The organism is Tolypothrix sp. PCC 7601 (assembly GCF_025677855.1).
GTDB lineage: Bacteria > Cyanobacteriota > Cyanobacteriia > Cyanobacteriales > Nostocaceae > Aulosira > Aulosira diplosiphon.
Genome location: NZ_CP064879.1, coordinates 7329686 through 7355655, shown reverse-complemented (window position 1 = coordinate 7355655; position 25970 = coordinate 7329686). Strand labels below are relative to the sequence as shown.

The following is a 25970-nucleotide window of genomic DNA, read 5'->3' as shown; positions in this document are numbered from 1 at the left end:
TTAGACCGCTTGTACAGGTGAAAATACTTCCCATACAAGCGTTTTATTTAATACTGAGCCACATAAAGGAGACCAACAAAGGTAATACTAATGACTCAAGTATCGAGATTTGATGACATTCTTGAAAGCATCGAAGAATTGTCAGCAGATGAACAAGCAACACTCATTGATCTGATCCGCCATCGGCTGGCAGAAAAACGACGTTCTGAAATTGCGGTTAATATCGCTCAAGCTCAGGTAGAATACGAAACTGGTAAGGTTTTTCGTGGCAACCTGACTCAAATTATGGATGAGTTAAGCAAATGAAAACTCTGGTTTTGACATCATCGTTTAAACGAGCATTTAAGCGATTGGTGCGACGACAACCAGAATTACAAGAGCGAATTCAAGAACGGTTGGCACTTTTAACAATTGATCCATTTGATCCACTATTGCAGACCCATAAGCTCAAAGGCAAGTTGTCTGGAGCTTGGGCTTGTTCAGTGGAGTATGATTGTCGCATTGTTTTTAACTTTGTGGAAAATCCAGAGTCTGGTGAAGAGGAAATATTGCTAATTGATATAGGCACTCATGATGAAGTCTATTGAGTTGGAATAATGACGAATTAGAATTATGGGGAACAGCGATCGCAATGTCCACAACGCCAGTTAGCGGCTTCTTTCGCAAAACCAAAGGCGGTTAATAAAAACTGCCAGCGACACTGTTTAGTATGCAAATACTGATTCATTTCCTTGGCGGCTTGCAATTGAGTTGCTGCTTGCTTATTCACCCCTGGCTTGATGACGTAATGGAAAGGGTCAAGCCAGTTTAACTGTCCACTGCTGTGGAGTAAAGACAAAGCCATTGCACCATCAGGGAATTGTCGCGCTACTGTATTCACATCCCCTTGTTTCGGCAGTTTTTTCGCAAGTTGCTGTGCTGTTTGTTGTTGCGATCGCATTTGTTGTTCAAAAAACTGCTGTCTTTGTTTATCTTCTGAATCTAACCAGCCTGTAGGTTCACTTACTAATGTCAGCGCTTCTGCTGGTTTTCCATCTCTCCCTGCGCGGCCAATTTCTTGCACATATTCGGAAAGTAGTAGCGGCGCGTGAAAGTGAATTACCCAGCGCACATCAGGCTTGTTAATCCCCATGCCAAATGCACAGGTACAAACCACAAATGGGATTTTACCGCCTAACCAGCTAGTTTCTACAGCACGGCGTTCTGTGGCGCTCAGTCCAGCGTGATAACTAGCTGTGGCATAACCCATCTCTGCTAACCAAGCTGCTAAGTTCTCGCTATCTCTGCGCGTGCGGACATAAACTAATCCGGCTTGTTGGGGTCTATTTTGAATAAATTTGACTAATTTTTGCTTTCTACCTCTGGGAGTCCATGCGATGCAGATGTTGAGATGCAGATTTGGACGGTAGGGATTCAGGCGGTAAATATCTGGTTGTTGTAATTGTAAAACTGAGGCAATCATTTTTTGTGCTAAAGGGTCAGCCGTCGCCGTAAAAGCTGCCACACTAATTTTGCTTCCAGGTGGTTTTGATTTCAGTAATGCCGATCGCACTGCCCCTAATCTGCGATAAGCTGGTCGAAAGGTTTCACCCCACTGCACTAAACAATGGGCTTCATCCAAAATTAAGCCGTTAATCTGCAATTGTGGTTGACATAATTTTTCCCAAACAGGCGCACTGAGTAAAGTTTCTGGTGATAAATACAATAATCTGAGTTTGTTTTGTGCCAATGCTTGCAGAGTCAAGCGCCGTTGGGATGAAGGTAGTTCGCTATGTAGCAGTGCTGCACTCAGGTTTAGCTGGCGCAGTTCTTGTACTTGGTTTTCCATCAGCGCTACTAAAGGCGAAACTACCAAAGTCAATCCTGTTTGCAGCAGTGCAGGAAGTTGAAAACAAATCGATTTACCACCGCCTGTAGGCATGATAATTAATGCATCTTTTCCTGCCAATAAACTACTGACTATTTCACCCTGTGGGGGACGAAAATTGTCATAGCCCCAAATTTTTTTAAAAGTATTAAGGACTGCGTTCCAAGATGTGGTTCTTATTTGATTCATAATGAATAATAGATATATCCCTGTTTTATCAATGCAATCAGCAGATTTTTTGAATATAGCTGCTGCCATTTAGCATCAGGTTCAGTAATTTCATCAATACGAGGAATTTGGATAAAAAATGAACGAAGATTTAAAACATCGATTCTATATCAGCACAGATAAATCTAAGCTAGATATCACAATGATTCACGATTTTCTGCGAAATTCTGATTGGGCAGAAAATATTCCTTTAGGAATTTTAGAAAAATCAATTGCCAATTCTTTATGCTTTGGACTTTACGAAGAGCAGCGACAAGTCGGTTTTGCTAGGGTAATTACTGATTACGCTACTTCTGCATTTTTAAAGGATGTGTTTATTTTAGAGCCTTATCGTGGTCAAGGTTTAGGCACTTGGTTTGTGCAGTTTATTTTGAATTTTCCTGAACTCCAAGACGTGCAAAAGTGGTTGTTAGGTACAAAAGATGCTCATGGACTTTATCGGCGTTACGGCTTTAAAAAATCCACAACACCAGAGAAATTAATGATGCGTTCTAATCCTAATGCCTATCAGCATCAAAATTAAGTCAGTGATGAAGATCACAGTTGCCAATAGAAGTTATTTGTTATTCCCACTTGTTAAAGGGGAACTATAAACTTTGGGAATAATTAAAGTTTTAATATCATTAAATATAGTTTTCAAGAGGCATGTAAACTTGTCTATAAAACTAGTATTTGTTTACGAATAATTTTGATTAAACCTCATAATTTCCTTATTTTTGATTACTAAATAGGGAAACAAACGTTATTTCTATTTTTTATTGCTGAGAATAAGAAATCAACTTTATGAATACACCGATCGCTGGTACTTATGACATTCGTTTATTAGTTTTTTCCGTGGCGATCGCAATGCTAGCAGCTTACACTGCTTTGGATCTAACTGGACAAATCCGCACCGCTTCTGGATATGCGCGCATTGGCTGGTTGTTTGGTGGTGCGATCGCAATGGGAACAGGGATTTGGTCGATGCATTTTGTGGGAATGCTGGCTTTTTGTCTGCCGATTCCGGTAAAGTACGATTTAATCAGGGTTTTATTATCAATACTGGCAGCCATCTTAGCTTCAGGATGTGCCTTATTTTTCGTCAGCCAATAAGTGATGGGTATCTTTAACTTGCTGGGTGGTAGTCTGTTGATGGGACTGGGGATTATCAACATGCATTACACTGGCATGGCTGCAATGCGAATGTCAGCTAATATCCACTACAACTATATGTTAGTTGGAGTTTCAATTGCGATCGCCTTTATCGTTTCTTTAGTAGCTTTGTGGTTAGCATTTCATTTACCAGATCGCAGTACTAGCACTAATCGTCAACAGAAAATTGCCAGTGCGATCGTTATGGGTGCAGCCATCCCCATTGTACATTATACGGGTATGGCAGCTACTGGTTTTTATGCCATAAAAATGCTAGAAATGCCATCAGTAATAAATCTTGACTCTTCTGTACTATCCACAACGATTGGTATTGTGACGTTTGCAATTTTAGGATTAGCATTGCTCATTTCCTTAGAAACAACCGCCATCGAAAGAACAGTAGCCTTAGCCAATCTTGAACGTGAAATTGCAGAACGTCAGCAGATAGAACAGCGTTTACAACGCGAACAAGCACAGAAACTAGAACAGGCTTTACAAGAATTACAACATACTCAAGCTAAATTATTTCATACTGAAAAAATTTCTTCTTTAGGACAGCTAGTAGCTGGGATTGCCCATGAAGTTAACAATCCAGTCAACTTTATTTCTGGTAATTTATCTCATGCTCACCAGTATGTTCAAGACTTAATTCACTTATTAAACCTTTACAATCAAAAATTTCCTCAACCAGGAGATGACATCGCCAATAAAATTGCCGCTATAGACTTAGAATACTTGCTTGCAGATTTGCCAAAAATGATTTCTTCTATGAAACTTGGTACCGAACGCATTCAAGAAATCATGCAATCTTTGCGAAATTTCTCACGGGTGAATGGAAATGCGAAAAAGATAGTTGATATTCATGAGGGAATTGAGGCTACCCTGATGATTTTGCAGCATCGTCTGCACGCTAACCTCAACCGTCCAGAAATTCAAGTTGTGAAGCAGTATGGAAACCTACCGCAGATTGAGTGCTATGTAGGACAATTAAATCAAGTGTTTATGAATGTGCTAGCAAATGCAATTGATGCTTTAGAAGAGTCTAATCATGGTCAGACCTTTGCAGAAATTCTCCAGCATCCCAATATGATTACAATTACTACTATTGCTGAAGATGGTTATGGGATGATCAAAATTGCCGATAATGGATCTGGGATGCCAGAAGCTGTGCGACTACAATTATTTGATGCCTTCTTCACCACTAAGCCAGAGGGAAAAGGTACAGGATTAGGACTAGCTATCAGTCATCAAATTATTACCGACACCCACAACGGTAGTTTGCAATGTTTTTCGACTCTGGGTAAAGGTACAGAATTTATCATTCAAATTCCTCTAGTAACCCCAGTTGCTAATGATTCAATCGTCGCCATCGCAGCAACTTGTTGATCGGGGAAGCAGAGGGGGATGAGGGGACAAGGGGGGACAAGGAGAATTAGTATTTCCAATGCCCCATGCCCCATGCCCAATCAACTACTGTGTCGGATTCAGTTCTTTCTCCTTGGATTGCAACGATGCATACAGCCTATTCAGTGCATTAACGTAGGCTTGAGCTGATGCAACGATGATATCTGTATTCGCTGCATGTCCAGAAAATACACGGGATTCGTGGCGTAAGCGAATAGTTACTTCCCCAATTGCATCGATTCCGGCTGTGACTGACTGTACAGAGAACTCAATTAATTGGTTGGGTACGTTAACTACACGGTTAATTGCCTTATAAACAGCATCTACTGGCCCTGTACCAATTGCCGCATCAGTTAATTCTTGACCTTCAGGGGTTCTGAGAGTTACTGTGGCTGTGGGTTGGGCATTGCTACCGCAGGAAACTTGCACCAACTCGACGCGGAACAAATCAGGTGCTTGTTGAATTTCATCATTAACAATCGCTTCCAAATCCCAATCAGAAATTTCTTTCTTTTTGTCAGCGACTTCTTTAAATTTGACGAAGGCTTTATTTAATTCGGTTTCTGACAGTTCAAAACCTAATTCTTTGAGGCGAGTCCGAAAAGCATTTCTGCCAGAATGTTTGCCCAAAACTATTTGATTGTCTGTTAAGCCAATCAATTGGGCATCCATAATTTCATAGGTGAGCTTGTTTTTTAATACACCATCTTGGTGGATTCCAGATTCGTGGGCAAAGGCATTTGCCCCGACTATGGCTTTATTTGGTTGTACTAACATCCCCGTCAAATTTGACACTAACCGCGAGGATTTATAAATTTGACGAGTGTCGATATTAGTTAATGATTCTTCTGAGTTGACTGGTCTACCTAAGAAGGGATTAAAATATTGCCGACGCACGTGCAATGCCATTACCAATTCTTCTAAAGCTGCATTACCTGCGCGTTCACCAATACCATTGATGGTACATTCTAATTGTCTCGCACCATTTTTCACAGCTTCTAAAAAGTTTGCTACTGCCAAGCCTAAATCATTATGTCCGTGAACGGAAATAATTGCTTTGTCGATATTGGGGACATGATCTTTAATCCCCTTAATAATTGCCCCAAATTCGCTAGGGGTTGTATATCCTACGGTGTCAGGAATATTAACTGTTGTGGCTCCAGCTCTAATCGCTCTCTCTAATACTTGGTAGAGAAACTCTGGATCGGAGCGTCCTGCATCTTCTGGGGAAAATTCTACATCATCAGTGAAAGTTTTGGCGTAGGCCACCATTTCCTCGGCGATCGCCAAAACTTCTGATTTGGTTTTTTTCAGTTTATATTGCAGATGAATATCAGATGTAGCAATAAATGTGTGAATTCTGCCTTTTGCTGCTGGTTTAATCGCGTGGGCTGCTGCTTTAATATCATCATGTTTAGCTCTCGCCAAACTACAAATCACAGGGCCATTTTCTGTACCGACAACCTGGGCAATTTTGTTAACTGCTTCAAAATCTCCAGGACTGGCAAAGGCAAATCCTGCCTCAATTACATCCACACCCAGACGCGCCAGTTGCTTGGCTATCACTAGCTTTTCGTCTATATTCAGGGTTGCTCCTGGACATTGTTCGCCATCTCGCAATGTGGTATCAAAAATAATGATTCGCTCTGGTTGGGTTGTCATTTTTCTGTGTTTTGTGTTTAGTGTGGACTTTTTGCTATAACTACCTTGTATCTTAAGTTTTTTACTGTTTAGATTTGTAAATAATTATTAACATATTAAGCTTCTGTCTTTTCTATTCTGTCTCTAATATCATTCAAATCTATATATCTATCAGTAGCATTACGTAATTCTCTGGCGATCATTCCTTCTGTAGATACGACTGTAATATGTGTATTTTTTGAACGTAATAATTCAATTGCTCTCTCAAAATCCCCATCACCACTAAATAATACTACTCGGTCATACTGGTCTACTGTATTAAACATATCTACAACAATTTCAATATCTAAATTAGCTTTTTGTGAATAGCGACCAGATGAGTCATCGTAATATTCTTTGAGAATTTTAGTTCTTACTGTATATCCTAAACTAATGAGAGCATCTCGAAAACCTCTTTGATCTTGCGGGTCTTTTAAGCCAGTGTACCAAAATGCATTGATTAATGTTGTTTCTGATTGCTCGTGTTTAAAATATTCTAAAACTCTGCGTGGGTCAAAAAACCAGCCATTTTTTTGTTGAGCATAGAACATATTGTTTCCGTCTACAAAAATAGACAGACGATTCATTGGAGAACCCATAGAAAAATACACCTAATAATAGAAAAGAATTTTAGATTGAACAATAGATTATAGCAATTATCAAATGATCTATTTGCTAATATCTATAAAGTATATCTTCATGTATATCTTTTATCCTAACCCCTTTTAAATCATAAAAATCGGCAAAACAATAGAGCAGATGCAGGATGCTGAACCTTTTCATCCCAGACAGTGTAAGAGTTAGCCTGCGATCAAAATCTACCAATAAAATAGACTGTGTAACAGCATTCCTAACTGTATAACAGTCAAGTTTACTCCTAAAGAGGTATGGTATTGGTTCTCAGGTAGAATATAGGCTAATGCCCATCTCTTGATTTTGCCATCAACAACAGGACACAATTTTTGTACAATATCAGCGTTGCAGCATTAACAGAAGTTGCCCAAAGCAAAATTCTGGTAAACCTTCTACCGACGGCATACTTGTTGGGTTTGGTAGATCGTAAACGAAACCAAATCCACAAAGGGAGTGTCTTTAGCTTATTTCTGTGACAAAATCGCAGATTGCTCTGCTATTAGAGAATAATTTGGGCAGTGTTTTAATCGCCAGACCCTGTAAAGACACACCAATAAAAATTCGCTGAAGTAGAAAGGATAGTTTACAAATGTATAAGTTTTTCATTTAACTCTTAATTTAATGTAGTTCGCTCAAATAGGGTCTAAATAAATATAAGTGTTGTACCTTAATCAATCAATAACACGATATGGCAGAAGAACCTACGTCTACCGTAACTAAAAAATATGTCTCTGCTGCCAATAGCCAGTTAGGGAAACCAACTAAAGCAACTTCGACGGCATTAACCTACCATACCCAACTAATGTCTTGGTTTGGTCATCTGCTAACTGGTGTTTCAGCAATAGGAGCAGCACTGCTGAGTAGCTCTGGTTTGGGCATTGTGCAGTTGATGGAAAGTCAGGCACTTTCTACGTTTTTTCAACTGCGCGGGCCGATCGCACCTCCAGAAAACATCGTGATTTTGGCCATAGACAATCAGTCTATATCAGTCCCTGAACAGTACTATAAAACAGATCCACAACAGTATGCTTACCTGGAACCACTGAAATCTTTTCCATTTAAACGTGCTGCTTATGCTGATGTCATCAGAAAATTGATGCAAGCAGGTGCGAAATCTGTCGCAGTAGATGTAATTTTTGATACGGAAAGCGCTTATGGTGCTGCAGACGATCGCCAACTGCAAGCAGTCTTGCAAAAATATGGCAGTAAGGTGACCTTAGCCTCGGTATATGAAACTTCTGAGTCACATCAAGGTACGTTTAATAAGCTCACACTCCCACAACCGATGTTCCGCATTGGCGCTGTATCTACAGGCACTGTCAATTTTCCCCTAGAAGTAGATGGCAAAATTCATCGTTTAGCCAGCGAGTTTAACAAATCATTAGCACAAGATAACTTAATAGATAAAGTGCCTTCCTTTGACGAAGCAGCACTAAGGGCAGCCAGAATTAAATATTCGCGACCAAAAGGCGATCGCATTCATTTTTGGGGGCCAGAGGGTACATTTGAAGCCATCCCCTTTTGGTATGTACTAGATCCCCAAAACTGGAAAAACTATTTGCAACAAGGCAAGGTTTTCAAGAATAAAATTGTAGTGATTGGAGCCACCGCACAGTTAGGTAACGATTATCATCCAGTAGTGGCGGGTAAGAACTGGCTGTATCCCGAACGTATGTCAGGGGTAGAAATTCATGCCAACGCGATCGCCACCTTAATAGAAAATAAAGCGATCGCCCAAGGAATTAGCAGCCCACCCCTGCAAGGTGTATTTGTACTGGGTTTAGTTGGTGGTGTCGGCATCATCTGTGCCAGACGCAAGCGTGGGATCAGCAGATTAATTGTCAGCATTGGCTTTGCCACTCTTTGGGGAGGCATCAGCTACGTATTATTTGTACATTACCAATTAATTTATCCCACCACTGTGCCAATGGTAGCGATCGCCTGGATCGGCTTATCCTATCTGGGAACCGAAATCGCCAGGGAAAGCATTAAAAAGCGGCAATTAGTAGATATCTTTCAAAAATATAAAACTTCCCCTGTTGTGCAAGAAATCATCAGTCAACAACAAGACTTGCAAGATTTACTGCAACAACGAGATTTAGCGGTAGCAGGCAAAATCCTCGGTGGACGCTACAGAATTGTCAAAGTTCTCGGTTCTGGGGGATTTAGCGAAACCTACATTGCCGAAGATTTACAACGTCCAGGTCACCCGCAATGTGTAGTTAAACAGCTCAAACCAGCTAACAGCAAAGCTACAGGATTGCAACTTGCCAGACGTTTATTTAATTCTGAGGCGCAAACCTTAGAGAAATTGGGAAAACATCACCAAATTCCTCAGCTATTAGCTTATTTTGAACAACAAGAAGAATTTTATTTAGTACAAGAATTTATCATTGGTCACCCCTTAAGTAAAGAATTACCAGCAGGTCAATCGCTGTTAGAAACCACAGTTATCGAACTTTTACGCGATTTATTGCAAACATTGGCATTTGTGCATCAAAACGGTGTCATTCACCGTGATATTAAACCCAGTAACATTATCCGCCGACATTCAGATTGGAAATTGGTACTGATTGACTTTGGTGCAGTCAAAGAAGTCTCTACAATCCAAACAGAAAATCATGAACAAACTCCATTTACCATTGGGATTGGGACTAAGGGTTATGCACCCAACGAGCAATGCTTTGGCCGTCCCCAATACAGTAGCGACATCTATGCAGTTGGGATGATTGGCATTAGGGCTTTGACTGGTATCGCCCCCCACGAACTAGCAAGAGATGCTGACGGAGAGTTGCAATGGCGCGAACATACTGTTGCCAACCCAGCTTTAGCGGAGATTCTCAGTAAAATGGTGCTGGAAGATTACAAGCAGCGTTATCAATCTGCATCAGCAGCCCTAAAAGCTGTAGAACAGTTGATAGGGGTTTCCAATCGAAATTTTATTCCCCAACACAACCCAATTGAAGATATTACAGCTGCAATTGACGATCCAGATGCGCCTACCACACCTTGGGAGGTATAAGGTAATACGGTTCAGTTAAAAAGATATTCTGTTGAGGCAGGCAGAGGAAGCAGGGGCGCAGAGGGAGAGAAAGAATTTGCTCAGTATCTTCGCCCTTGCTGATTGAATAATTTAATTTCTGGAAGTCTCTTTTATTTAAAGTTTCTCAATATGAAAGCCTGCCGCAGCAGGCCCTCAATTCTTGGATAGGATAGATTACATTTCCTCTAATTCTTTGCCCTTGGTTTCTCTGATGAAAAAGGCAACGAAAAATATCGAAATTGCCGATGCAATTGTATACAATCCATAGGCAGAACCTAAACCAAAGTATTTCAGTAAAGGTGGAAATGTCGTAGAAACTAGAAAGTTCGCAATCCACTGCACCGCAGCAGCTACAGATAGGGCAGCAGCACGAATTTTATTATTAAATATTTCGCCTAACAGTACCCAAACAATTGGCCCCCAAGAAAAGCCAAAGAAGACCACATATAGATTAGCTGCTAACAGGGCAAAGATTCCTGCTGTCCCCGGAAGTGTAGGGTTACCTGTGGTGGGATCAATCGCTGCATTAGCAAACACCACAGCCAAAGTACCCAATGTCACAGTCATGCCAATTGAACCTAGCATGAGTAACGGTTTGCGACCAAATTTGTCAACATAGGCGATCGCAATTAGAGTTGTGACAATATTGACGATTCCCGTAATTACTGTAATTAGTAGGGAATCTCTTTCAGAAAATCCCACTGCCTGCCACAAAACACTGCTGTAGTAAAAAATAACATTGATACCCACAAACTGTTGCAGGATAGACAACCCCATCCCAATCCACACAATAGGCAGTAATCCACCCCTACGACTTAGCAAGTCAGAAAATTTGGGGCGGCGTTCTTGTAAAACTGTTTGGCGAATCTCTTCAATTTTTGCTTCGACATTACCGCCAATAACTTTTCTTAATACATTGGTCGCTTCACTATATCGTCCCTGTGCTGCCAAGTATCGTGGTGACTCTGGAATCACGAGGGCAGCGAATCCATAAATAATTGCTGGTGGGGCTTCTGTCCAAAACATCCAACGCCAAGCGGGAACGCCAAACCAAAATATTCCTTCTGCCGATCCACCTGCACCTAAAGCTATAAAGTAGTCACAAACTAAGGCTGCGAAAATTCCGACTACAATTGCTAGCTGTTGCAGTGAACCCAGTCTGCCACGCAAATGGGCTGGTGCAACTTCCGCAATGTAAGCGGGTGCAATTACACTCGCCATTCCGACTGCAATGCCACCCAAAGCGCGCCAGAAAATAAAGTCCCCAATTCCAAATGCAATCCCCGAACCGATCGCACTTAAGGTAAAGAAAACTGCTGCCACCAGCATCGTTTTTAAGCGACCATAGCGGTCTGCGATCGGCCCTGCGACAAAAGCCCCTAAAGCAGATCCTAGCAATGCACAAGATACTGCAAAGCCTGTCATCACGCTGTTAGCATTATAGGCCTTTGACAAAGCTGAAACAGCACCGTTAATGACAGCAGTATCATAACCAAACAAAAAACCACCCAGCGCTGCGGCACTGGCAATCAAAATTACATAGGAAACTGTTTTCCCCTGATTAATAGTAGAGCCTTGTAAAGCCATTTCTTTGAAAACTTTTCAGGTTGTTAATTGTTTCGATACCCACGCAGTAATACTCTACGTTCACTCACAATCTCATAAGTTTGGTGGACGCATTTAAATAGAGATATTTACTAATAGGTAGATTACTGAAAAATTCTTTTTCTTCACATCTTCCCGCAGTTATGTTTCTTTCTAGTAAGAAGACTCAATTCAGCAGATGATTGACTTTGCGATTAAGAAAAATTTTGATATCGTACAATAATTCTTGGCTGTTTAATAACGATCCCTATATCATGTATGATGATTGTAAATAATCTAACTAATGTTAATTTATGTAAAGGATTTTTTGGCTAGCGATCGCAGCCACAAATTGTAGTTTGTCATTAAGACTTTAAACTTTATATTTTGTAGTAAAATTGTAAATATTCTTGTCATAAGTCAGATGCATTTACCTACAGGTTTAGGCAAAAAACATCAAAACCCTAATTTTATTAGTAACTTCAGATATAATCTTGATAAGAAATATTGCGCCTGGGATATATATAAAAATTTACAAATCTTAAATTTTTTTGATTGAATCGCCCTACCATCTTTTTATCTGGTGGGGTTTCTTTTTCTGATACTTTCAGAATCAACAGCTATGATGAGCTGCTTAGACAAATAAACTATGAAAAACTCCACCCACAAGGGGATGGAGTTTTTGGGCATGGGGAATCGGGCATGGGGCATGGCGAAGAAATTACCAATGCCCAATGCCCAATGCCCCAAGCGGCGGGGCGGCTGTCCCTCTCCACCCACAAGGGGATGGAGTTTCCCGCCGCTTTCAATAAAACTCTTATTTGATGCTTGTGCAGCTATAGCAATCCGTGCAGGAGTTGGGAAATTACTCGTCACATAAAAAACAAGGAATAAGAATGTACAAATAAAATATTAAGTAGAGCGGTGCAATTAAAGATAACTGGTAAGGGATGTTATTCTTACAAAGTTCTGAGCGGAGGAAACCTCCGTTCAACGCCACTTGCTTTCCGACGCGAGGCGACAGGAACGCAGTGGCTCGACTTTGCGCTTTGTCATTGGTTACTCATCAGAGTTTCAAGCCTATTTACGTTTCTGTAACATAGTTTGGTTGATTGCCACTAATTTACTTAATGCTATAGGTAAACATTTATTCCTTTTTCCCCCTTACCTATATCTACCCACTTAAATAAGTTTAAGAATTAAATCATATTCCTTAATAAAATACCTTAATAAATTTTTACTGCTTATGATTTTTTACGCTCAATTTGCTAAAAATAATAAAATCACTAAATAATCCAATGCTACAAGTATTTATCAAGGATACAAAATCGATAGCAATAAAATTGTTAATTGAAGATAGTAAGAGAAATCAACATAAACAGCAGGTAATTATAGTTTTACGTATTTTTTATCCTATAATTTAGGATTTTCAGTTTTAATTCATATTTCATTATCCGAGGTGTATGTCAGAATATTGGAACATGTTTTTTAGTTCAGGCCCATTTATCCCACATGGGCATTGCTATCTCTGGCAAACTGATTTAGTTTTGCTACATATAATTTCTGACGCACTCATAGCTCTAGCTTATTACTCTATTCCTGCGACACTCTTCTACTTCGTCCGCAAACGAGAAGACTTGCCTTTTCATTGGATTTTTCTATTATTTAGTGGATTTATCGTAGCTTGTGGCACTACTCACTTGATGGAAATTTGGACGCTTTGGCATCCAACTTATTGGCTATCAGGATTGATTAAAGCCTTAACTGCCACAATATCTTTATTTACAGCCTTACAACTTGTACCTTTAGTTCCCCAAGCATTAGCGCTTCCTAGCCCAGCTCAATTAGAACAAGCTAATCAAAAATTACAAATACAAATAACAGAGCGTTTAAGCATCGAAGCTCAATTAAGAACATATCAGAATGATTTAGAGCAATTAGTTGCTGCTCGCACTAATGAAATTACCAAAACCAACGAGCAATTACAGCTAGAAATTGCTGAACGCCAGCGTATTTTAGAAATTTTACGGCAAAGTGAAGAGCGTTACCGTTACTTAGCTGAAGCCATTCCTCAACTCGTTTGGACAACTAATTCTCAAGGTGAATGCGATTATTTTAATCAAAAATGGTATGAATATACGGGGCTAACTTTTGAAGAGTCTTTAGGTTCGGGTTGGGTAACAGCATTACATCCAGATGACGTACAAAATGCTTACGAAGTGTGGATAAATGCTGTCAACAGTGGCACCTTATATGAAAATGAATACCGCTTTAAACGAGCATCTGATGATACTTATCGCTGGCAACTAGCTAGAGGTTTACCCCTGAAAGATGAACAAGGTGTTGTCGTAAAATGGTTTGGTACTTGTACAGACATTCAAGAACAAAAACAAATACAACAAGAACGTGCCCAGTTGCTGGAATTGGAACAAGCAGCAAGAACAAAAGCTGAAACAGCTAATCGAATTAAAGATGAATTTCTAGCTATACTTTCTCATGAATTACGAACTCCTATAAATACCATTCTTGGTTGGTCTAGGTTATTACAAAGTGGCAGATTAGCACCAGAAAAAATATCTCCAGCCTTGGAAACAATCGAACGTAATGCCAAGTTACAGACGCAATTAATTGAAGACTTACTGGATGTTTCGAGCATTTTGCAAGGTAAACTCACATTGCAAACTCAGAGCCTTCATTTAGAATCTATTGTCTTATCTGCAATAGATACTATAACTTTAGCTGCACAAACTAAATCGATTCAGGTAAATACCATTTTTGTACCAAATGTAGGGCCTGTTTTGGGTGATTCTACCCGCTTGCAACAAGTTGTTTGGAATCTGCTTTCCAACGCTGTCAAATTTACTCCCCCAGGGGGAAAGGTAGAAGTGCAATTAAACCAAGTAGATGGCTATGCTCAAATCATAGTTAGCGATACAGGTAAAGGAATTAATGCAGAGTTTTTACCTTATGCTTTTGATTACTTCCGCCAAGCCGATAGCAGTTCTACCAGAAAATTTGGTGGATTAGGTTTAGGACTAGCTATTGTCCGTAATATAGTCGAGATACATGGTGGTACAGTCACAGCAGCCAGTCCTGGTAACGATTTAGGGGCGACATTCACTGTTTGCTTACCGCTAATCCAAGACAGAAATCTAGCTTTATTTAATGAACAAAATAACTCTTTGTCATTAATTAGTAACTCTTTGTCTCTATCTGGGGTACAAATTCTGCTTGTAGAAGATGATGCAGATTCACGAGATTTTTTAGCTTTTGTATTACAACAAGATGGGGCTGAAGTAATTTCAGTATCTTCCGCATTAGCTGCTTTGCAAGTTCTCGAACAGACAAAGCCAGATGTGTTAATTAGCGATATTGGAATGCCTGAAATGGATGGTTATACTCTATTACGTCAGATCAGGGCTAGGACAGCAGAAGCAGGAGGACAAATTGCTGCGGTAAGCAAAGCCATACCAAAGGCGATCGCACTCACAGCTTTCGCTAGTAGTCAAGATAAACAGCAAGCACTGCAAGCAGGATTTCAGATGCATTTATCTAAACCCATTAACCCAGAAGAATTAGTTGCAGGGATTATTAAACTTATGGAAAATCGGGACTAGTATCGCCGTGGAGTCAAAAGTTGCAACAGACGCGATTAATAGCGTCTCTACTCAAAAGTAAGCTGTAACACATCAGCAATTCTGGGAAAGCTTTCGTCATCTCAGCATTAATACAGCGTATTGTATGTAAATTAAATTTATGTAGTAGTTTGATTGTCGTTAATTAAACGGGTTATTTCTGATATTAATATAGTAGGTTCTACAGGTTTATTAACATAGCTTTGAAACCCCGATGCCAGAGCAAGACTGCGGCTTTCGTCGGAACTAAGGGCAGTTAGCGCTATAGCTGGTATTTCTCTTTGTTCGGGAAGCGTGCTCTTTCTAATTTTACGAATTAACGAATAACCATCAAATTCCGGCATAGCAATGTCAGAAATTAAGATGTCAAATTTAGATTCTGCAATTGTCTCTAGAGCTTGTGTAACTGATGTTGCTGTTGTGACTTGAAATCCTTGATTTTCTAAAATAAATGTAGTGAGAAAAAGGCTATCTTCATTATCATCTACTAATAAAACTCGCAAGTTATCTAAAGATGGAAAGTTTTTTGTGTCTTTTTGAGGATGCGATTCCTCTGTATTTTTTGTCATGATCACATGTGCCTCCCTAGTTGCCCTAATCAATTACGGAGGAACTCTCCCGATATAGTTAAGACATAACTGTATCGGGAGAATCTATCAACAAGCTACCACAACATTACGCTTCTTTAACTTGCGAAAATATTTATGTGTTAGCCATCATAGGTAAGACAATAGGGTTATTTATGCGAGGATGCATAAAAAAAGAGCGCTGCCTACGGTAGTAAACTACGCTCTTTTATACCACTGCATTTAAGGTAATCAATCAAAAATCAAAAAGGCGGGTGCGGGAATTGAACCCGCTATCCCCAGAATGGTGGAGATACAACCGATAACCCTAAGTTCTTCGGCCTCAAAAGGCAAGTTGCGAACCAGGATAACCCGCCATGAAGTATGAGGGTTGAAGAATAAAGGATGAAAATTTTTGGATTTTACCCTTTATTCTTTATGCTTGACCCTTTTTACAGTTCGCCTGTAGCTAGCATCTGGATGATGCGAGGTGTTCCAGGGTCGAACCCTGCTAAATCCCAAGAAAGAGGATCTTGAGGATCTACTAAGGTAATGTTGTAAGGTGCAAGGGTGACATACACTGCCTTAGCATTAGGGTTCACCTTCTGGCGATACTGCGCCAAGGCTTGACTGGGATGTTTATGACCAGCCCATGATTCATTGTCAGTCCAAAAGCAAACTACATCTGCTTTGAACTTGTTCTGAATCATCCAGTCGTAAGCCACAGAAGCATCTGTACCACCAAAGTTTTGATTGCTCGCTTTGCGAATTGCAGAACTAAAAGTATCTTTGGCTGTGATACCTAGTTCTCTAAATTCGGTTGCAAAGCCGCGAATCATGTAGTTTTTCTCAGCTTTGGCTGTTACTAGCGCCATTGTAGTAGCGATTTCACAGCAGCTTAAACCCACTGAATCCACCACACCCCAAGACATCGAGCCAGAAACATCCACAGCGTGCATGAAAACTTTGCCTGTGGGTTGCACAACATCAAAAGATAGTTCCAGTGATTTTTCTAAGATGTCTACAATTCGCGGAACTGGTTCCCAAGTTTTCTGGCTGCGTCCTAATCTACCACCAGATTGATAGGTTTTGAGAGCTTTCAAAACATCAATCGGATGTATGCGACCTTTACGCAGATGTTCTTGATTGTTGAGAACTGCTTCTACTCGCAGAATATTGGCACTTTCATCAGCTCGCAACACGCCCAGTTCTGTCAAAGAACCAAGGTTACGCAGCATTGCACCGATGGGCATTTCTTGGAAAAGTAGCTGCCAAGCTTGTTTATCCATTTTACCCACAGGTGCAGCCATTTCGTGGGTAAGACGACCTTGTGCGATCGCAGTGTGGGTTTCGCTCGGGTTGCGTTTTAACCACTCATACCACCAAATCTGCGCTAAGGCTTCTGAGGGGATATCTGCTGGTAAATCTTCCCAACCTTTCACTACCCACTCAAATAGTTCTCGGTGAGTTTCTGTAGGTGGTTTGACGTGGAACAATCGCAATGCATCTCTGTGAGAGAAGCCTTGACGCTGTTGATATTTCAAAAGTTGATAAGCCAAACCTTTGACATCTTCTCGCGATAGCCAAGTTTTACCCGCTTCGCGCACCACCTTACCAAATCCCCGCAGAGATTTAGTATAGTTCAGCCATTCATAGAAGTGGCTACCAGTGCGGACAACTTGCCCAAAGATTTCAGCAAATGCCTTTTTCGCTTCTGGTGTTTCACCCATCGATAGCAAGACTAAAGCCAAGATAGGCGCACTGTTATTGATGGCGCGTCCATCGCTAGCATAGAGAATTTCTTCTGCAACCCGCCCAGGATTTTCTGCTACAGCTTGCTTAACAACATTTACAAAATCTTCTGTTAGTTCCTGTTTGCCAGCATAGTAAGTGCTTTTTGCTGTCCCAATCAATAGACAACGGCGCAACATTTTCCAAATACCCGCCTCAAACATATACCCGCCGGAACGACCCTTAACCATCTCTGCTTCCCGTCCGGTGATAGGCTGAGTTTGTGGTGTATTTGCTTTCTTTTTAGTAAAAAAATTATAATTCATAGCTTTAACTCCCGGCCCTTACGGGCAAAAATAAAAGGTGGCAGGGCAGGACTCGAACCTGCGACATCCCGCTTGGAAGGCGATAACCCTCATTCTTCGGCCTTTACAGGCAAGGGGTGAACAAGGATGTTTTAGGCGCTCTACCACTGAGCTACCTGCCACATGAAGAATTTTAGATTTTAGATTTTGGATTTTAGATTGGAGATTTGAAATTAAATATCCAATTAATTGGAATTTTGGCGGGTGAGGTAGGATTTGAACCTACAACCGATGAATTAACGATAACCCTCGACTCGTCGGCCTTTTCAGGCAAGGTTGTGAACCAAGGACTATGGGTGATTAACCCGTTCATTGCTCTATCCAGTTGAGCTACACACCCACGTAACAATTCAAAATTCAAAATTAAGTTTAGGGGTGGCGGAGCAGGATTTGAACCTGCAAAACCTTGCGGCTGCTAGATTACGATAACCCTCAACTCTTCGGCCCTTTCAGGCAAGGTGATAAATTAAGGTTTTTTGTCAAGTGCGTTTACCAATTTCGCCATCCGCCACATGAAAAGTTATGAGTTGTGAGTGCTGAGTTCTGAGTAAAAAATTTAAACCTCAGCACTTAGTACTAAATTTTGGGTGGCGGGGCAGGAATCGAACCTGCGACCTCTCGAACCCAATCGATAACCCTCATTCGTCGGCCTTTGCAGGCAAGGGGTGAAAAAGGATGTTTAGCGCTCTACCACTGAGCCACCCGCCACATGAACAGTTATGAGTTGTGAGTTCTGAGTACCGAGTGAAAAATTCAAAACTCAGGACTCAGGACTCAGCACTAATTTTGGTGTAGCGGAGCAGGATTTTCACTTGCACCTCCAGAATTGCAATCAAGGATGTTTTCTGTTATTTGCGGTAACCCTCGATATATCGGCCCTTGCGGGCAAGGTGGGCGCTCTGGTATTTGAGCTATCCGCTACGGTTAAAAGCTTACTCCTTTTAGAACATCGCCTTGTATTCTCAATGTAGTACGTGTAATACAGAGTGTCAAGTGTTTATTTTGAGAATTGGGTGTTCGTCGAATAAAAGTATTATTTAATACCCAAATTTATAATTTTTGCCTGTGGCAAGACTTTGGCAAAAATAGATTTTCCTGGCAAAAGCTTTGCAATCAGGGCGATTCAAGCTCAAATTTTTGCTGAATATTGTGGCTATGTACAGTGTATAAGAATCACTGATGTTATATTTTTCCAACAAATTTGCCAAAAGATACAAAAAAATGTCACAATTTTTGCCAAGATAATAGTTATTTATTTCCTAACAATTCACTTGGCGGCCATGAGCATGAGTGAAAACACATTAGAAGGCAACGGGAAGGCTTTTCTCGTTCTGCTTTTGCCGATTTCGTTTCTGATTATTTTCCTGGTTTCCACCTGGAAAATTTTGCTGGCTTTCATGCTAGTGATTTTTGCTTTCAATACTTGGCAGCGCATTCAATGGCAAAAATGGTGTCAGCAAGTTAATCCTATTTTCAATCGCCTGATTCTGGAAACTCAGGGTAAAGTCACACCAATGGACTTGGCAATCAAGGGTAATTTTTCTGGCTCTCAAGCTAAACGCTACCTTGATACTAAAGCCAACGAATTTGGTGCCAGTATTCTGAATTCTGAAGATGAAAGTCCGGTTTATTACTTTATTAATGCCACCATCTTGGGAAGCATACTCGAAAGTAGTGAACCGCCGGTAAAAGAACTTCCTCCAAAACCAGTTGTCCAAACTGCTCAAATGCTACTGGAACCACCACCAGCGCAGGAACAGCAGGAGGAAGAAACAGAGGATGAATTATTGCCACCAGCCACCCATGAAGAGCCAACAATACCATTGGAAAAACAATTAGTGTTTGGTTCTCTGATTCAATCAGAACTAGCTAAACGTCTCAATGTTTATTCCAGTACCGTATATAAACGGAGAAATGATCCTGATTTTCCAGAATGGAGCCGCAGCCGCGATCCTGATGGTATTGCCTGGTCATTTTCCCGAAAATCCAAAGAGTTTTTCCCCTTGGAAGATCAGGCTTAAAGCTCAAAACTCTCTCCTATTTTGCCAGGCTTTTGCCAAGACAAAATAATCAACAATCAGTCAACAGTGAACATTGAGGATTTTTGCATTTGTTAGTCAAATACCCTCATTTCTCCCAATCTTAAGTTTGAGTTGAGGTATTCATCCCAACTCAAACTTTGAGAACTGATTCGAGAATAACTGTTGTTAATTTTTCACTTTTGCTTCTAAACCTATAGCTGCATTGATGGAAGTTAATCCGCTTTGTTCTAATTTAGAAAGTAATCCTTGAAGAATGCGGCGTACCATCAATGGCCCCTCATAAATCCAGCCTGTGTAAACTTGAATTAGGCTAGCGCCAGCAGTAATTTTTTCCCAAGCATCTTCAGGGGTAAAGATGCCACCAACGCCGATTATGGGCAATTTTCCTTGGGTTTGTTGCCAAATAAAACGAATAACTTCAGTGGAGCGATCGCATAATGGTGCGCCACTAATTCCACCAGCTTCTTCAGTTACAGGGTTGCCAGTTTTTTCAATGATTTGAGTTTTCAGGATATCTCGGCGGATAGTCGTGTTAGTGGCAATTAACCCCGCTAATTGATATGTACTGGCTAAGGTAATAATATCGGCGATCGCTTCCCATTCTAAATCTGGCGCTATCTTGACAAATAGCGGCTTTTGTGTTTTATTCTCTTGTTGTAATAAATCTAGGATTGCGCCGAGCATGGTTGCATCTTGGAGCGATCGCAAACCAGGGGTATTTGGAGAAGATACATTGACTACAAAATAGTCTCCCAAGTCTTTGAGCAAACGAAAACTATTGAGATAATCGTTGGCAGATGCTTCTAGGGGTGTTACCTTGGACTTGCCTAAATTAATACCTATGGGGATATGCAAGTTGAGTTCTTGTTGCCCTTGTGTTAGCCTAGCCGCCATTGCTGCGGCACCATCATTATTAAAGCCCATCCGGTTAAGAACAGCTTTGTCTGATGGTAAGCGAAACAAGCGGGGACGAGGATTTCCAGGTTGGGGAACAAATGTTACAGTTCCCAATTCAGCAAAACCAAAGCCAAAACTTGACCAAATATTGGCAGCTATGCCATTCTTATCAAACCCTGCTGCTAAACCCAGAGGGTTGGGAAAGTGGAGACCAAATAGAGTTTGTTCTAAACGTGGATCTTGTAGGCACAATGACTGCGTCAGAACATGATTAACCAATTTAGCAGGTTGGCGATCGTTGGTTTGAGAAAGCCAATCGAGAGTGTGAACAGTCTGTTCATGTAGCCACTCCGGATCTGTTTTCAACAGATTAAACAAGAGTGGACGAAGTGCTAGTTGATAAATATCCATTCAATTGAGGGTTGCGAGGAAAAATAGGATTTGAGATTTCAACAGAAAATAACTTTCCGCATTCTCCTATCTATTTTTAGCTGCTATTTTTAAACGCAACTGAGTTTCAGGGTGCTTTTCTGGGCATTTTATATATTAAAGCAATGTTGACTAATAATCAGATGGGGCCGCCAGAAAAACCTACAGCTGCTGAAAAACAGATTTTTTCCTTGGGGCGAGTCCTGCAACAACTCCGGGAAGAAAATCATCTTGAAAATCTGATTGAAATTACTCTTTCTTATATTAAAGAGCATTTTGCCTACGAAGTAGTGTGGATTGCGCTTTACGATCGCCTAAATCATAGATTGTTTGGTAAAGGCGGGATTCTACCAACTAGAGATGGTAATTTTTTATATCAAAAGCTAGCTCTTAGCCCTGGAGATTTATTAGAGCAAGTAGTAATTGAACAGCGTCCCTTGGGTATAGCTGATTTACAAGGTGAAAATCGCTCCCAAACATTGCAAGAAATAGCTAAAAAATTCCACATTCAAGGCACAGTGATTTTACCACTGCGGTATCGAGACCACTGCATGGGTGTGGTATTGCTAGGTTCTAAAAAATGGGGTTACTTATTATCTGGAGAAGCTCAAGCTAGACTATTAATTGTTTTAGCCGAACTAGGGGCAGTACTTTATCAATATGAGATGGATTTGCAGCAACAGCAAACCAAACACGCGGAAAAGCCGCTATTGCAATTGCTGGAAAGTTTACGCCTGCTCGGTAACCTAGAACAAAGGCTAGAAGCAGTAGTAGAAGCCACCCAAGAATTTGTCTCCCCTTCCCGTACGAGTATTTACTGGTTTGAGAGAGAAGGACGCTACTTTTGGTGTCGGATGAGCAATCAAGTTTCTCCCAGCAGTCGCAATTTTTCTCCCCAACAACCAGCAGTCAAAATTCCCATTCAAGACTTGAGCGAATTTTATTATGCTTTATCGGTCAACCAAATTGTCTGGATTGGTGAATCCCGCAGTTCCCTAAATACGCATTTTACAGGCAAGTTACTGCAACGCCTGCGAGTGCGATCGCTTTTGGCTGCTCCCATTATTTGCTACAAGGATTTGCTAGGCTTTCTAGCAGTAGAAGGTAATCAAGCTCGGATTTGGACAGATGCAGACAAAAATTTTGTCCAAGGTGCGGCGGGATTAATTTCGCTACTGGCTCCTACTGAAAGTATGGAAACCACCATCAAACAAATTCAAGAGGATGCTCAATTAACTAGCCAAATTGCCCAAGCTATTTATAGCGAACATGACCTTCATGAAACTTTACGCATTTGCGCTCAAAGAGTTTTAGATAGGCTCGCTACTAGCCGCTTTTTATTGTTGCGCTATGACCCCGACCAAAATCATTATCAAATTGTTCACCAAAGCCAACAGCAAAATCGCCGACCTTTAAAATTTACCCTGCAAGCCCTCAAAGACTTAGACAGACAACTATTGCAACGGGCAACGGAAGCAGTAGAAATTGAAAATTTAGACGAAGATTTGCGCTTTTTTAATTGGCGACCCTTCTTAAGCGAAAATGACATACATTCTCTGTTAATTTGCAACTGCGCTCAAGGTAATTCACCCACAGCAATTGTGTTGATTGCTCATGAAAGCCATCGCACTTGGACAACTTTAGAAAAACAACTACTCTGGAGCATTAGCCAACAAATAGGTGTAATTATCCGCCAGTGGCAGCTACAAGATAATAACGAGCAGCAAAAAACAATTTTACAAAGCTTTCAGCAATCCTTGCTGATTTTGGCACAAACCCAAAGTCAAACAGCCGAGGTAGAAGAAAATCATTTAGAACGTACAGCCCTACAACATATCGCATCTGTTCTCGGTTGTCCGCTAGCAATTATGCTATCTTGGTCTGCTGGCAAGGAGCGAGTAGAAATTATTCCTGGGGTAATTAATGAAGGATTTGAGATTGTTGTTGATGCACCTGTCTTCCTTCAAAGTGAAGCTGTGATTCAGTGGGCTTTGGCCCAAGCAGCTCACCTCAGCGTTACCATAGATGATTTACCTGCACAAACGAGAAGATGGTTAAACGGGCCTGATATTGGACAAATCTTAGTGATGGTTTTGCGGACTACAGATGCTTATCAACCTACAAGTGTAGTGTTATTAGCAGACCATCACGAGCGTTATTGGTCACAGCAAAGCTTGAGTGCAGCGGAAACTCTTGTTTATCAATTAGCTTGGTTCCATCGGCAAAAACGCATCAGCCAAATTTTAGATTCTAAAAACCAAGACTTAAACCAACTCAATTGGTATAAGCATAGTCGTTTAGAAGAAATCCAAAGAGCTGCTACCCTGTTAATTTCCCAACTCAATGATTTAGGGACTCCGGCTCAGGAAATGACGCAAATTCGCTCTAAGCCAATATTTAGGCAGTTTGAGCAGACAACAGCCTCAATTACGGAACTGCTAAAACTTGAACAATGGCAATTGCAGATTAAATGGGAAACCATGCCCATAGCTAGTTTGTTAAAGCGTGCAATGGAAAGAATAGAGAATTTACGCCAACAACACAAGCTATGGATAGGTGTACATGGTTTGGGACAATCAGATACAAATCAGGATGCAACTAAAAATACTGGAGATTTTAACAGTATTCAAAATTCCGTAAATTTATCTGCAATGGCGATCGCTGGTGATATTGCCAAAATCGAAATGGTGCTGCATGAATTGTTGGTTGCAGCCTGTAACCGTAGTGCATCTGGCAGCAGAATTGATATTTGGTGTCGCCGCGTAGATCAACGCACCTTAGATATCTCGATTACAGATAACGGCGAGATTGACGCGCAACTATTAGCAGAACTCAATCAAGATATCCCCAAGGATTTGTTGGCTATTTCTTCCCTAGATCAACCACCAGGTTTACATCTACTCATCTGTAAAAATGTCATGCAACAACTACAAGGAGAATTGCACATTTATCAATTAGATGATCATCGAGTAGTCAGTCGGTTATTGTTGCCTTTAGTGGTTCATTGAGTGGGATTGGGGATTGGGGACTGAGATTTTCCACCAAAACAGATCAAAGCTTTTTCTAGATCCCCGACTTCTTGAAGAAGTCGGGGATCTGAATGACCTTCTGCAAACTCCATATCTATCAATGTTATTTTTTACCACAGTAATTAGCCTTAAATACTAAGTTAGTATAATCACGTAACTTCTAGAATAAATCTGTGAGGGGTATGACCCACAAATTTGCAGACTTTTTGCTAATAGGCAATCTCCCCACATACCGAGATTTTTCTCAGTCTCTATATTTAGGAAGGTAGGCAAAATCTTACTCTAGAGGGACATTAACGGCTGATTAAGAGCCGCAAAATCTGCCAATTGTTTTCAATCTCCCCGTTGGATGACTATAAATAACCCTATAGGGGGATTAACCCCACATTTGTTCGCAAAAAGTATCCCCCCGTTGTAACAATTTGGTTATAATAATTTTCCATCGCGATCGCAATTTTTCTCTCATCTGCACAGTATTAATATGGGGCGTACAAGTTCTAAATCTGACCTACCTACAAAAATCTGTCCGGTATGCGAACGTCCCTTTAGCTGGCGTAAGAAATGGCAAGATTGCTGGGACGAAGTGAAATACTGTTCAGAACGTTGCCGCCGTCGGCGTTCTAACGTTAAAAATCAAACTGACTCAAACTAAAACCACCCAGACGCAAATAGCGCAAATAATATATGAAGTTACAGGTGCAGCCAAAATTAATTATTCATGGAGGGGCTGGAAGTTCACTACACGGGAAAGGTGGAGTGGAGGCGGTGCGCCAAGCGCTGTATACAGTGGTGGAGGAAGTCTATTCTCTGCTAATTTCTGGAGCCAGCGCTGCTGAAGCGGTAGTGCAAGGATGCCAATTATTGGAAGATAACCCCCGCTTTAATGCTGGTACTGGTTCGGTGTTGCAATCTGATGGTCAAATCCGCATGAGTGCTTCTCTCATGGATGGGACATTAGGACGCTTTAGTGGTGTTATTAATATTTCACGGGTGAAGAACCCAATTCAGTTGGCACAATTTCTCCAAACCTCACCCGATAGAGTACTTTCAGATTACGGTTCCGCAGAACTGGCGCGGGAGTTGCAGATTCCTAGCTACAACGCTTTAACGGATTTGCGCTTGCAGGAATGGATACAGGAGCGTCAGGATAATTTCAAAAGTACAATGGCTGGGGTGGTAGCAGAACCGGAACTAGTGGAAACCAGCAATGCCGGACGCGGTACGATAGGCGTTGTTGCTTTAGATACCTATGGCAAAATAGCTGCTGGCACATCTACAGGCGGTAAGGGGTTTGAGCGGATTGGTAGAGTCAGTGATTCTGCGATGCCTGCGGGTAATTATGCTACTACAAAAGCAGGTGTCAGTTGTACTGGAATTGGGGAAGACATTATTGATGAATGCCTAGCCGCCAAAATTGTAGTACGTGTAACTGACGGTATGTCGCTCAAAGAAGCAATGCAACGCTCATTTGCAGAAGCACATAATAATCAGCGGGATTTGGGTGCGATCGCACTTGATGCCACAGGTGCGATCGCTTGGGGTAAAACCAGCCAAGTATTACTCGCTGCCTACCATGACGGTCAAAGAATTGGCGATACCTTAGAACTTCCCATAGCTACAAATGTTGGCTGTATTGTTAGTCCAGAGTAATTAAAATTCGGCACAAAAATTGCATAACCCCAGGGGTGTGGGAGATATATAACTTG

General features: G+C 41.0%; 19 protein-coding genes and 4 tRNA genes. 12 read left to right on the top strand and 11 right to left on the bottom strand.

Annotated features, from left to right (window positions below; genetic code table 11):
* The first annotated feature begins 90 nt into the window (after positions 1 to 90).
* Together HG267_RS29860 and HG267_RS29855 are read left to right on the top strand one after the other, a co-directional pair.
* Positions 91 to 306: a hypothetical protein gene (locus HG267_RS29860; protein WP_045871275.1), complete on the top strand. Its 216-nt coding sequence runs from the start codon at positions 91 to 93 to the stop codon at positions 304 to 306.
* Positions 303 to 587 (top strand): type II toxin-antitoxin system YafQ family toxin, encoded by a 285-nt coding sequence (locus HG267_RS29855; protein WP_045871274.1) that lies wholly within the window; start codon positions 303 to 305, stop codon positions 585 to 587. Before HG267_RS29860 ends, HG267_RS29855 begins: the two co-directional genes overlap by 4 nt.
* 23 nt (positions 588 to 610) lie before the next feature.
* On the opposite strand, the gene HG267_RS29850 is transcribed toward HG267_RS29855, so the two are convergent.
* Entirely contained in the window at positions 611 to 2056 is a 1446-nt protein-coding gene (locus HG267_RS29850; RefSeq protein WP_045871378.1) for a RecQ family ATP-dependent DNA helicase, read from the bottom strand.
* Between the two features lie 118 nt (positions 2057 to 2174).
* Between HG267_RS29850 and HG267_RS29845 the strand changes: the two genes are divergently transcribed.
* From HG267_RS29845 to HG267_RS29835, 3 genes are all read left to right on the top strand, one after another.
* Positions 2175 to 2618: a GNAT family N-acetyltransferase gene (locus HG267_RS29845; RefSeq protein ID WP_045871273.1), complete on the top strand. Its 444-nt coding sequence runs from the start codon at positions 2175 to 2177 to the stop codon at positions 2616 to 2618.
* A gap of 260 nt (positions 2619 to 2878) precedes the next feature.
* The gene (locus HG267_RS29840) at positions 2879 to 3187 is read left to right on the top strand and encodes an MHYT domain-containing protein (RefSeq protein ID WP_052335237.1); all 309 of its coding nucleotides are present in this window, start codon (positions 2879 to 2881) and stop codon (positions 3185 to 3187) included.
* A gap of 3 nt (positions 3188 to 3190) precedes the next feature.
* Positions 3191 to 4612, top strand: a complete 1422-nt coding sequence (locus HG267_RS29835; protein WP_052335236.1) for an ATP-binding protein — start codon at positions 3191 to 3193, stop codon at positions 4610 to 4612.
* Positions 4613 to 4696: 84 nt separating this feature from the next.
* Here HG267_RS29835 and HG267_RS29830 read toward each other — a convergent pair whose 3' ends face one another.
* Positions 4697 to 6292, bottom strand: coding sequence for a 2-isopropylmalate synthase (locus tag HG267_RS29830; RefSeq protein ID WP_045871272.1), 1596 nt, complete (start codon positions 6290 to 6292; stop codon positions 4697 to 4699).
* A 95-nt stretch (positions 6293 to 6387) separates the two neighbouring features.
* Positions 6388 to 6909, bottom strand: coding sequence for an NYN domain-containing protein (locus tag HG267_RS29825; RefSeq protein WP_045871271.1), 522 nt, complete (start codon positions 6907 to 6909; stop codon positions 6388 to 6390).
* 722 nt (positions 6910 to 7631) lie between these two features.
* Here HG267_RS29825 and HG267_RS29820 point away from each other — a divergent pair.
* Positions 7632 to 9965: a serine/threonine-protein kinase gene (locus tag HG267_RS29820; RefSeq protein WP_045871270.1), complete on the top strand. Its 2334-nt coding sequence runs from the start codon at positions 7632 to 7634 to the stop codon at positions 9963 to 9965.
* Positions 9966 to 10160: 195 nt separating this feature from the next.
* On the opposite strand, the gene HG267_RS29815 is transcribed toward HG267_RS29820, so the two are convergent.
* A complete protein-coding gene (locus HG267_RS29815; RefSeq protein ID WP_045871269.1) occupies positions 10161 to 11573 on the bottom strand; it encodes a sugar porter family MFS transporter in 1413 nt (470 codons plus the stop codon).
* Positions 11574 to 12219: 646 nt separating this feature from the next.
* Between HG267_RS29815 and HG267_RS29810 the strand changes: the two genes are divergently transcribed.
* Both HG267_RS29810 and HG267_RS29805 read left to right on the top strand, forming a co-directional pair.
* Positions 12220 to 12450 carry a hypothetical protein gene (locus HG267_RS29810; RefSeq protein ID WP_155539334.1) on the top strand — a complete coding sequence of 77 codons (231 nt, stop codon included), beginning with the start codon at positions 12220 to 12222 and terminating at the stop codon, positions 12448 to 12450.
* Between the two features lie 583 nt (positions 12451 to 13033).
* Complete coding sequence (locus tag HG267_RS29805; RefSeq protein ID WP_045871267.1) at positions 13034 to 15187, top strand: ATP-binding protein; 2154 nt, start codon at positions 13034 to 13036, stop codon at positions 15185 to 15187.
* A gap of 137 nt (positions 15188 to 15324) precedes the next feature.
* Here HG267_RS29805 and HG267_RS29800 read toward each other — a convergent pair whose 3' ends face one another.
* From HG267_RS29800 to HG267_RS29775, 6 genes are all read right to left on the bottom strand, one after another.
* Positions 15325 to 15774: a response regulator gene (locus HG267_RS29800; protein ID WP_045871266.1), complete on the bottom strand. Its 450-nt coding sequence runs from the start codon at positions 15772 to 15774 to the stop codon at positions 15325 to 15327.
* Between the two features lie 449 nt (positions 15775 to 16223).
* Positions 16224 to 17828, bottom strand: coding sequence for a TROVE domain-containing protein (locus HG267_RS29795; protein ID WP_045871265.1), 1605 nt, complete (start codon positions 17826 to 17828; stop codon positions 16224 to 16226).
* Positions 17829 to 17865: 37 nt separating this feature from the next.
* Positions 17866 to 17989 (bottom strand) — tRNA-OTHER (locus HG267_RS29790).
* Positions 17990 to 18065: 76 nt separating this feature from the next.
* Positions 18066 to 18207: transfer RNA gene (locus HG267_RS29785), tRNA-OTHER, on the bottom strand.
* Positions 18208 to 18242: 35 nt separating this feature from the next.
* Positions 18243 to 18378 (bottom strand) — tRNA-OTHER (locus tag HG267_RS29780).
* 73 nt (positions 18379 to 18451) lie between these two features.
* Positions 18452 to 18575: transfer RNA gene (locus HG267_RS29775), tRNA-OTHER, on the bottom strand.
* Positions 18576 to 19153: 578 nt separating this feature from the next.
* Between HG267_RS29775 and HG267_RS29770 the strand changes: the two genes are divergently transcribed.
* The gene (locus HG267_RS29770; protein WP_045871377.1) at positions 19154 to 19888 is read left to right on the top strand and encodes a hypothetical protein; all 735 of its coding nucleotides are present in this window, start codon (positions 19154 to 19156) and stop codon (positions 19886 to 19888) included.
* Between the two features lie 186 nt (positions 19889 to 20074).
* Here the strand turns inward: HG267_RS29770 and HG267_RS29765 are convergent, their stop codons facing one another.
* A complete protein-coding gene (locus tag HG267_RS29765; protein ID WP_045871264.1) occupies positions 20075 to 21217 on the bottom strand; it encodes a quinone-dependent dihydroorotate dehydrogenase in 1143 nt (380 codons plus the stop codon).
* 143 nt (positions 21218 to 21360) lie between these two features.
* Here HG267_RS29765 and HG267_RS29760 point away from each other — a divergent pair, with 143 nt between their 5' ends.
* The 3 genes from HG267_RS29760 to HG267_RS29750 all read left to right on the top strand — a co-directional run bounded on the left by HG267_RS29760 (position 21361) and on the right by HG267_RS29750 (position 25914).
* Positions 21361 to 24243: a GAF domain-containing protein gene (locus tag HG267_RS29760; RefSeq protein WP_228045350.1), complete on the top strand. Its 2883-nt coding sequence runs from the start codon at positions 21361 to 21363 to the stop codon at positions 24241 to 24243.
* Between the two features lie 502 nt (positions 24244 to 24745).
* Entirely contained in the window at positions 24746 to 24916 is a 171-nt protein-coding gene (locus HG267_RS29755) for a DUF2256 domain-containing protein (protein WP_071989422.1), read from the top strand.
* Positions 24917 to 24948: 32 nt separating this feature from the next.
* Positions 24949 to 25914: an isoaspartyl peptidase/L-asparaginase gene (locus tag HG267_RS29750; protein ID WP_045871262.1), complete on the top strand. Its 966-nt coding sequence runs from the start codon at positions 24949 to 24951 to the stop codon at positions 25912 to 25914.
* The last annotated feature ends 56 nt before the right edge of the window (positions 25915 to 25970 follow it).

Excerpts from the sequence above, each read along its gene's own strand:
- HG267_RS29835 (WP_052335236.1), top strand. The coding sequence starts at position 3,191 with ATGGGTATCTTTAACTTGCTGGGTGGTAGTCTGTTGATGGGACTGGGG.
- HG267_RS29820 (WP_045871270.1), top strand. The coding sequence starts at position 7,632 with ATGGCAGAAGAACCTACGTCTACCGTAACTAAAAAATATGTCTCTGCT.
- HG267_RS29830 (WP_045871272.1), bottom strand. The coding sequence starts at position 6,292 with ATGACAACCCAACCAGAGCGAATCATTATTTTTGATACCACATTGCGA.
- HG267_RS29750 (WP_045871262.1), top strand. The coding sequence starts at position 24,949 with ATGAAGTTACAGGTGCAGCCAAAATTAATTATTCATGGAGGGGCTGGA.
- HG267_RS29760 (WP_228045350.1), top strand. The coding sequence starts at position 21,361 with ATGTTGACTAATAATCAGATGGGGCCGCCAGAAAAACCTACAGCTGCT.
- HG267_RS29805 (WP_045871267.1), top strand. The coding sequence starts at position 13,034 with ATGTCAGAATATTGGAACATGTTTTTTAGTTCAGGCCCATTTATCCCA.
- HG267_RS29850 (WP_045871378.1), bottom strand. The coding sequence starts at position 2,056 with ATGAATCAAATAAGAACCACATCTTGGAACGCAGTCCTTAATACTTTT.
- HG267_RS29825 (WP_045871271.1), bottom strand. The coding sequence starts at position 6,909 with ATGGGTTCTCCAATGAATCGTCTGTCTATTTTTGTAGACGGAAACAAT.
- HG267_RS29770 (WP_045871377.1), top strand. The coding sequence starts at position 19,154 with ATGAGTGAAAACACATTAGAAGGCAACGGGAAGGCTTTTCTCGTTCTG.
- HG267_RS29845 (WP_045871273.1), top strand. The coding sequence starts at position 2,175 with ATGAACGAAGATTTAAAACATCGATTCTATATCAGCACAGATAAATCT.
- HG267_RS29800 (WP_045871266.1), bottom strand. The coding sequence starts at position 15,774 with ATGACAAAAAATACAGAGGAATCGCATCCTCAAAAAGACACAAAAAAC.
- HG267_RS29840 (WP_052335237.1), top strand. The coding sequence starts at position 2,879 with ATGAATACACCGATCGCTGGTACTTATGACATTCGTTTATTAGTTTTT.
- HG267_RS29765 (WP_045871264.1), bottom strand. The coding sequence starts at position 21,217 with ATGGATATTTATCAACTAGCACTTCGTCCACTCTTGTTTAATCTGTTG.
- HG267_RS29855 (WP_045871274.1), top strand. The coding sequence starts at position 303 with ATGAAAACTCTGGTTTTGACATCATCGTTTAAACGAGCATTTAAGCGA.
- HG267_RS29860 (WP_045871275.1), top strand. The coding sequence starts at position 91 with ATGACTCAAGTATCGAGATTTGATGACATTCTTGAAAGCATCGAAGAA.
- HG267_RS29755 (WP_071989422.1), top strand. The coding sequence starts at position 24,746 with ATGGGGCGTACAAGTTCTAAATCTGACCTACCTACAAAAATCTGTCCG.
- HG267_RS29795 (WP_045871265.1), bottom strand. The coding sequence starts at position 17,828 with ATGAATTATAATTTTTTTACTAAAAAGAAAGCAAATACACCACAAACT.
- HG267_RS29815 (WP_045871269.1), bottom strand. The coding sequence starts at position 11,573 with ATGGCTTTACAAGGCTCTACTATTAATCAGGGGAAAACAGTTTCCTAT.
- HG267_RS29810 (WP_155539334.1), top strand. The coding sequence starts at position 12,220 with ATGAAAAACTCCACCCACAAGGGGATGGAGTTTTTGGGCATGGGGAAT.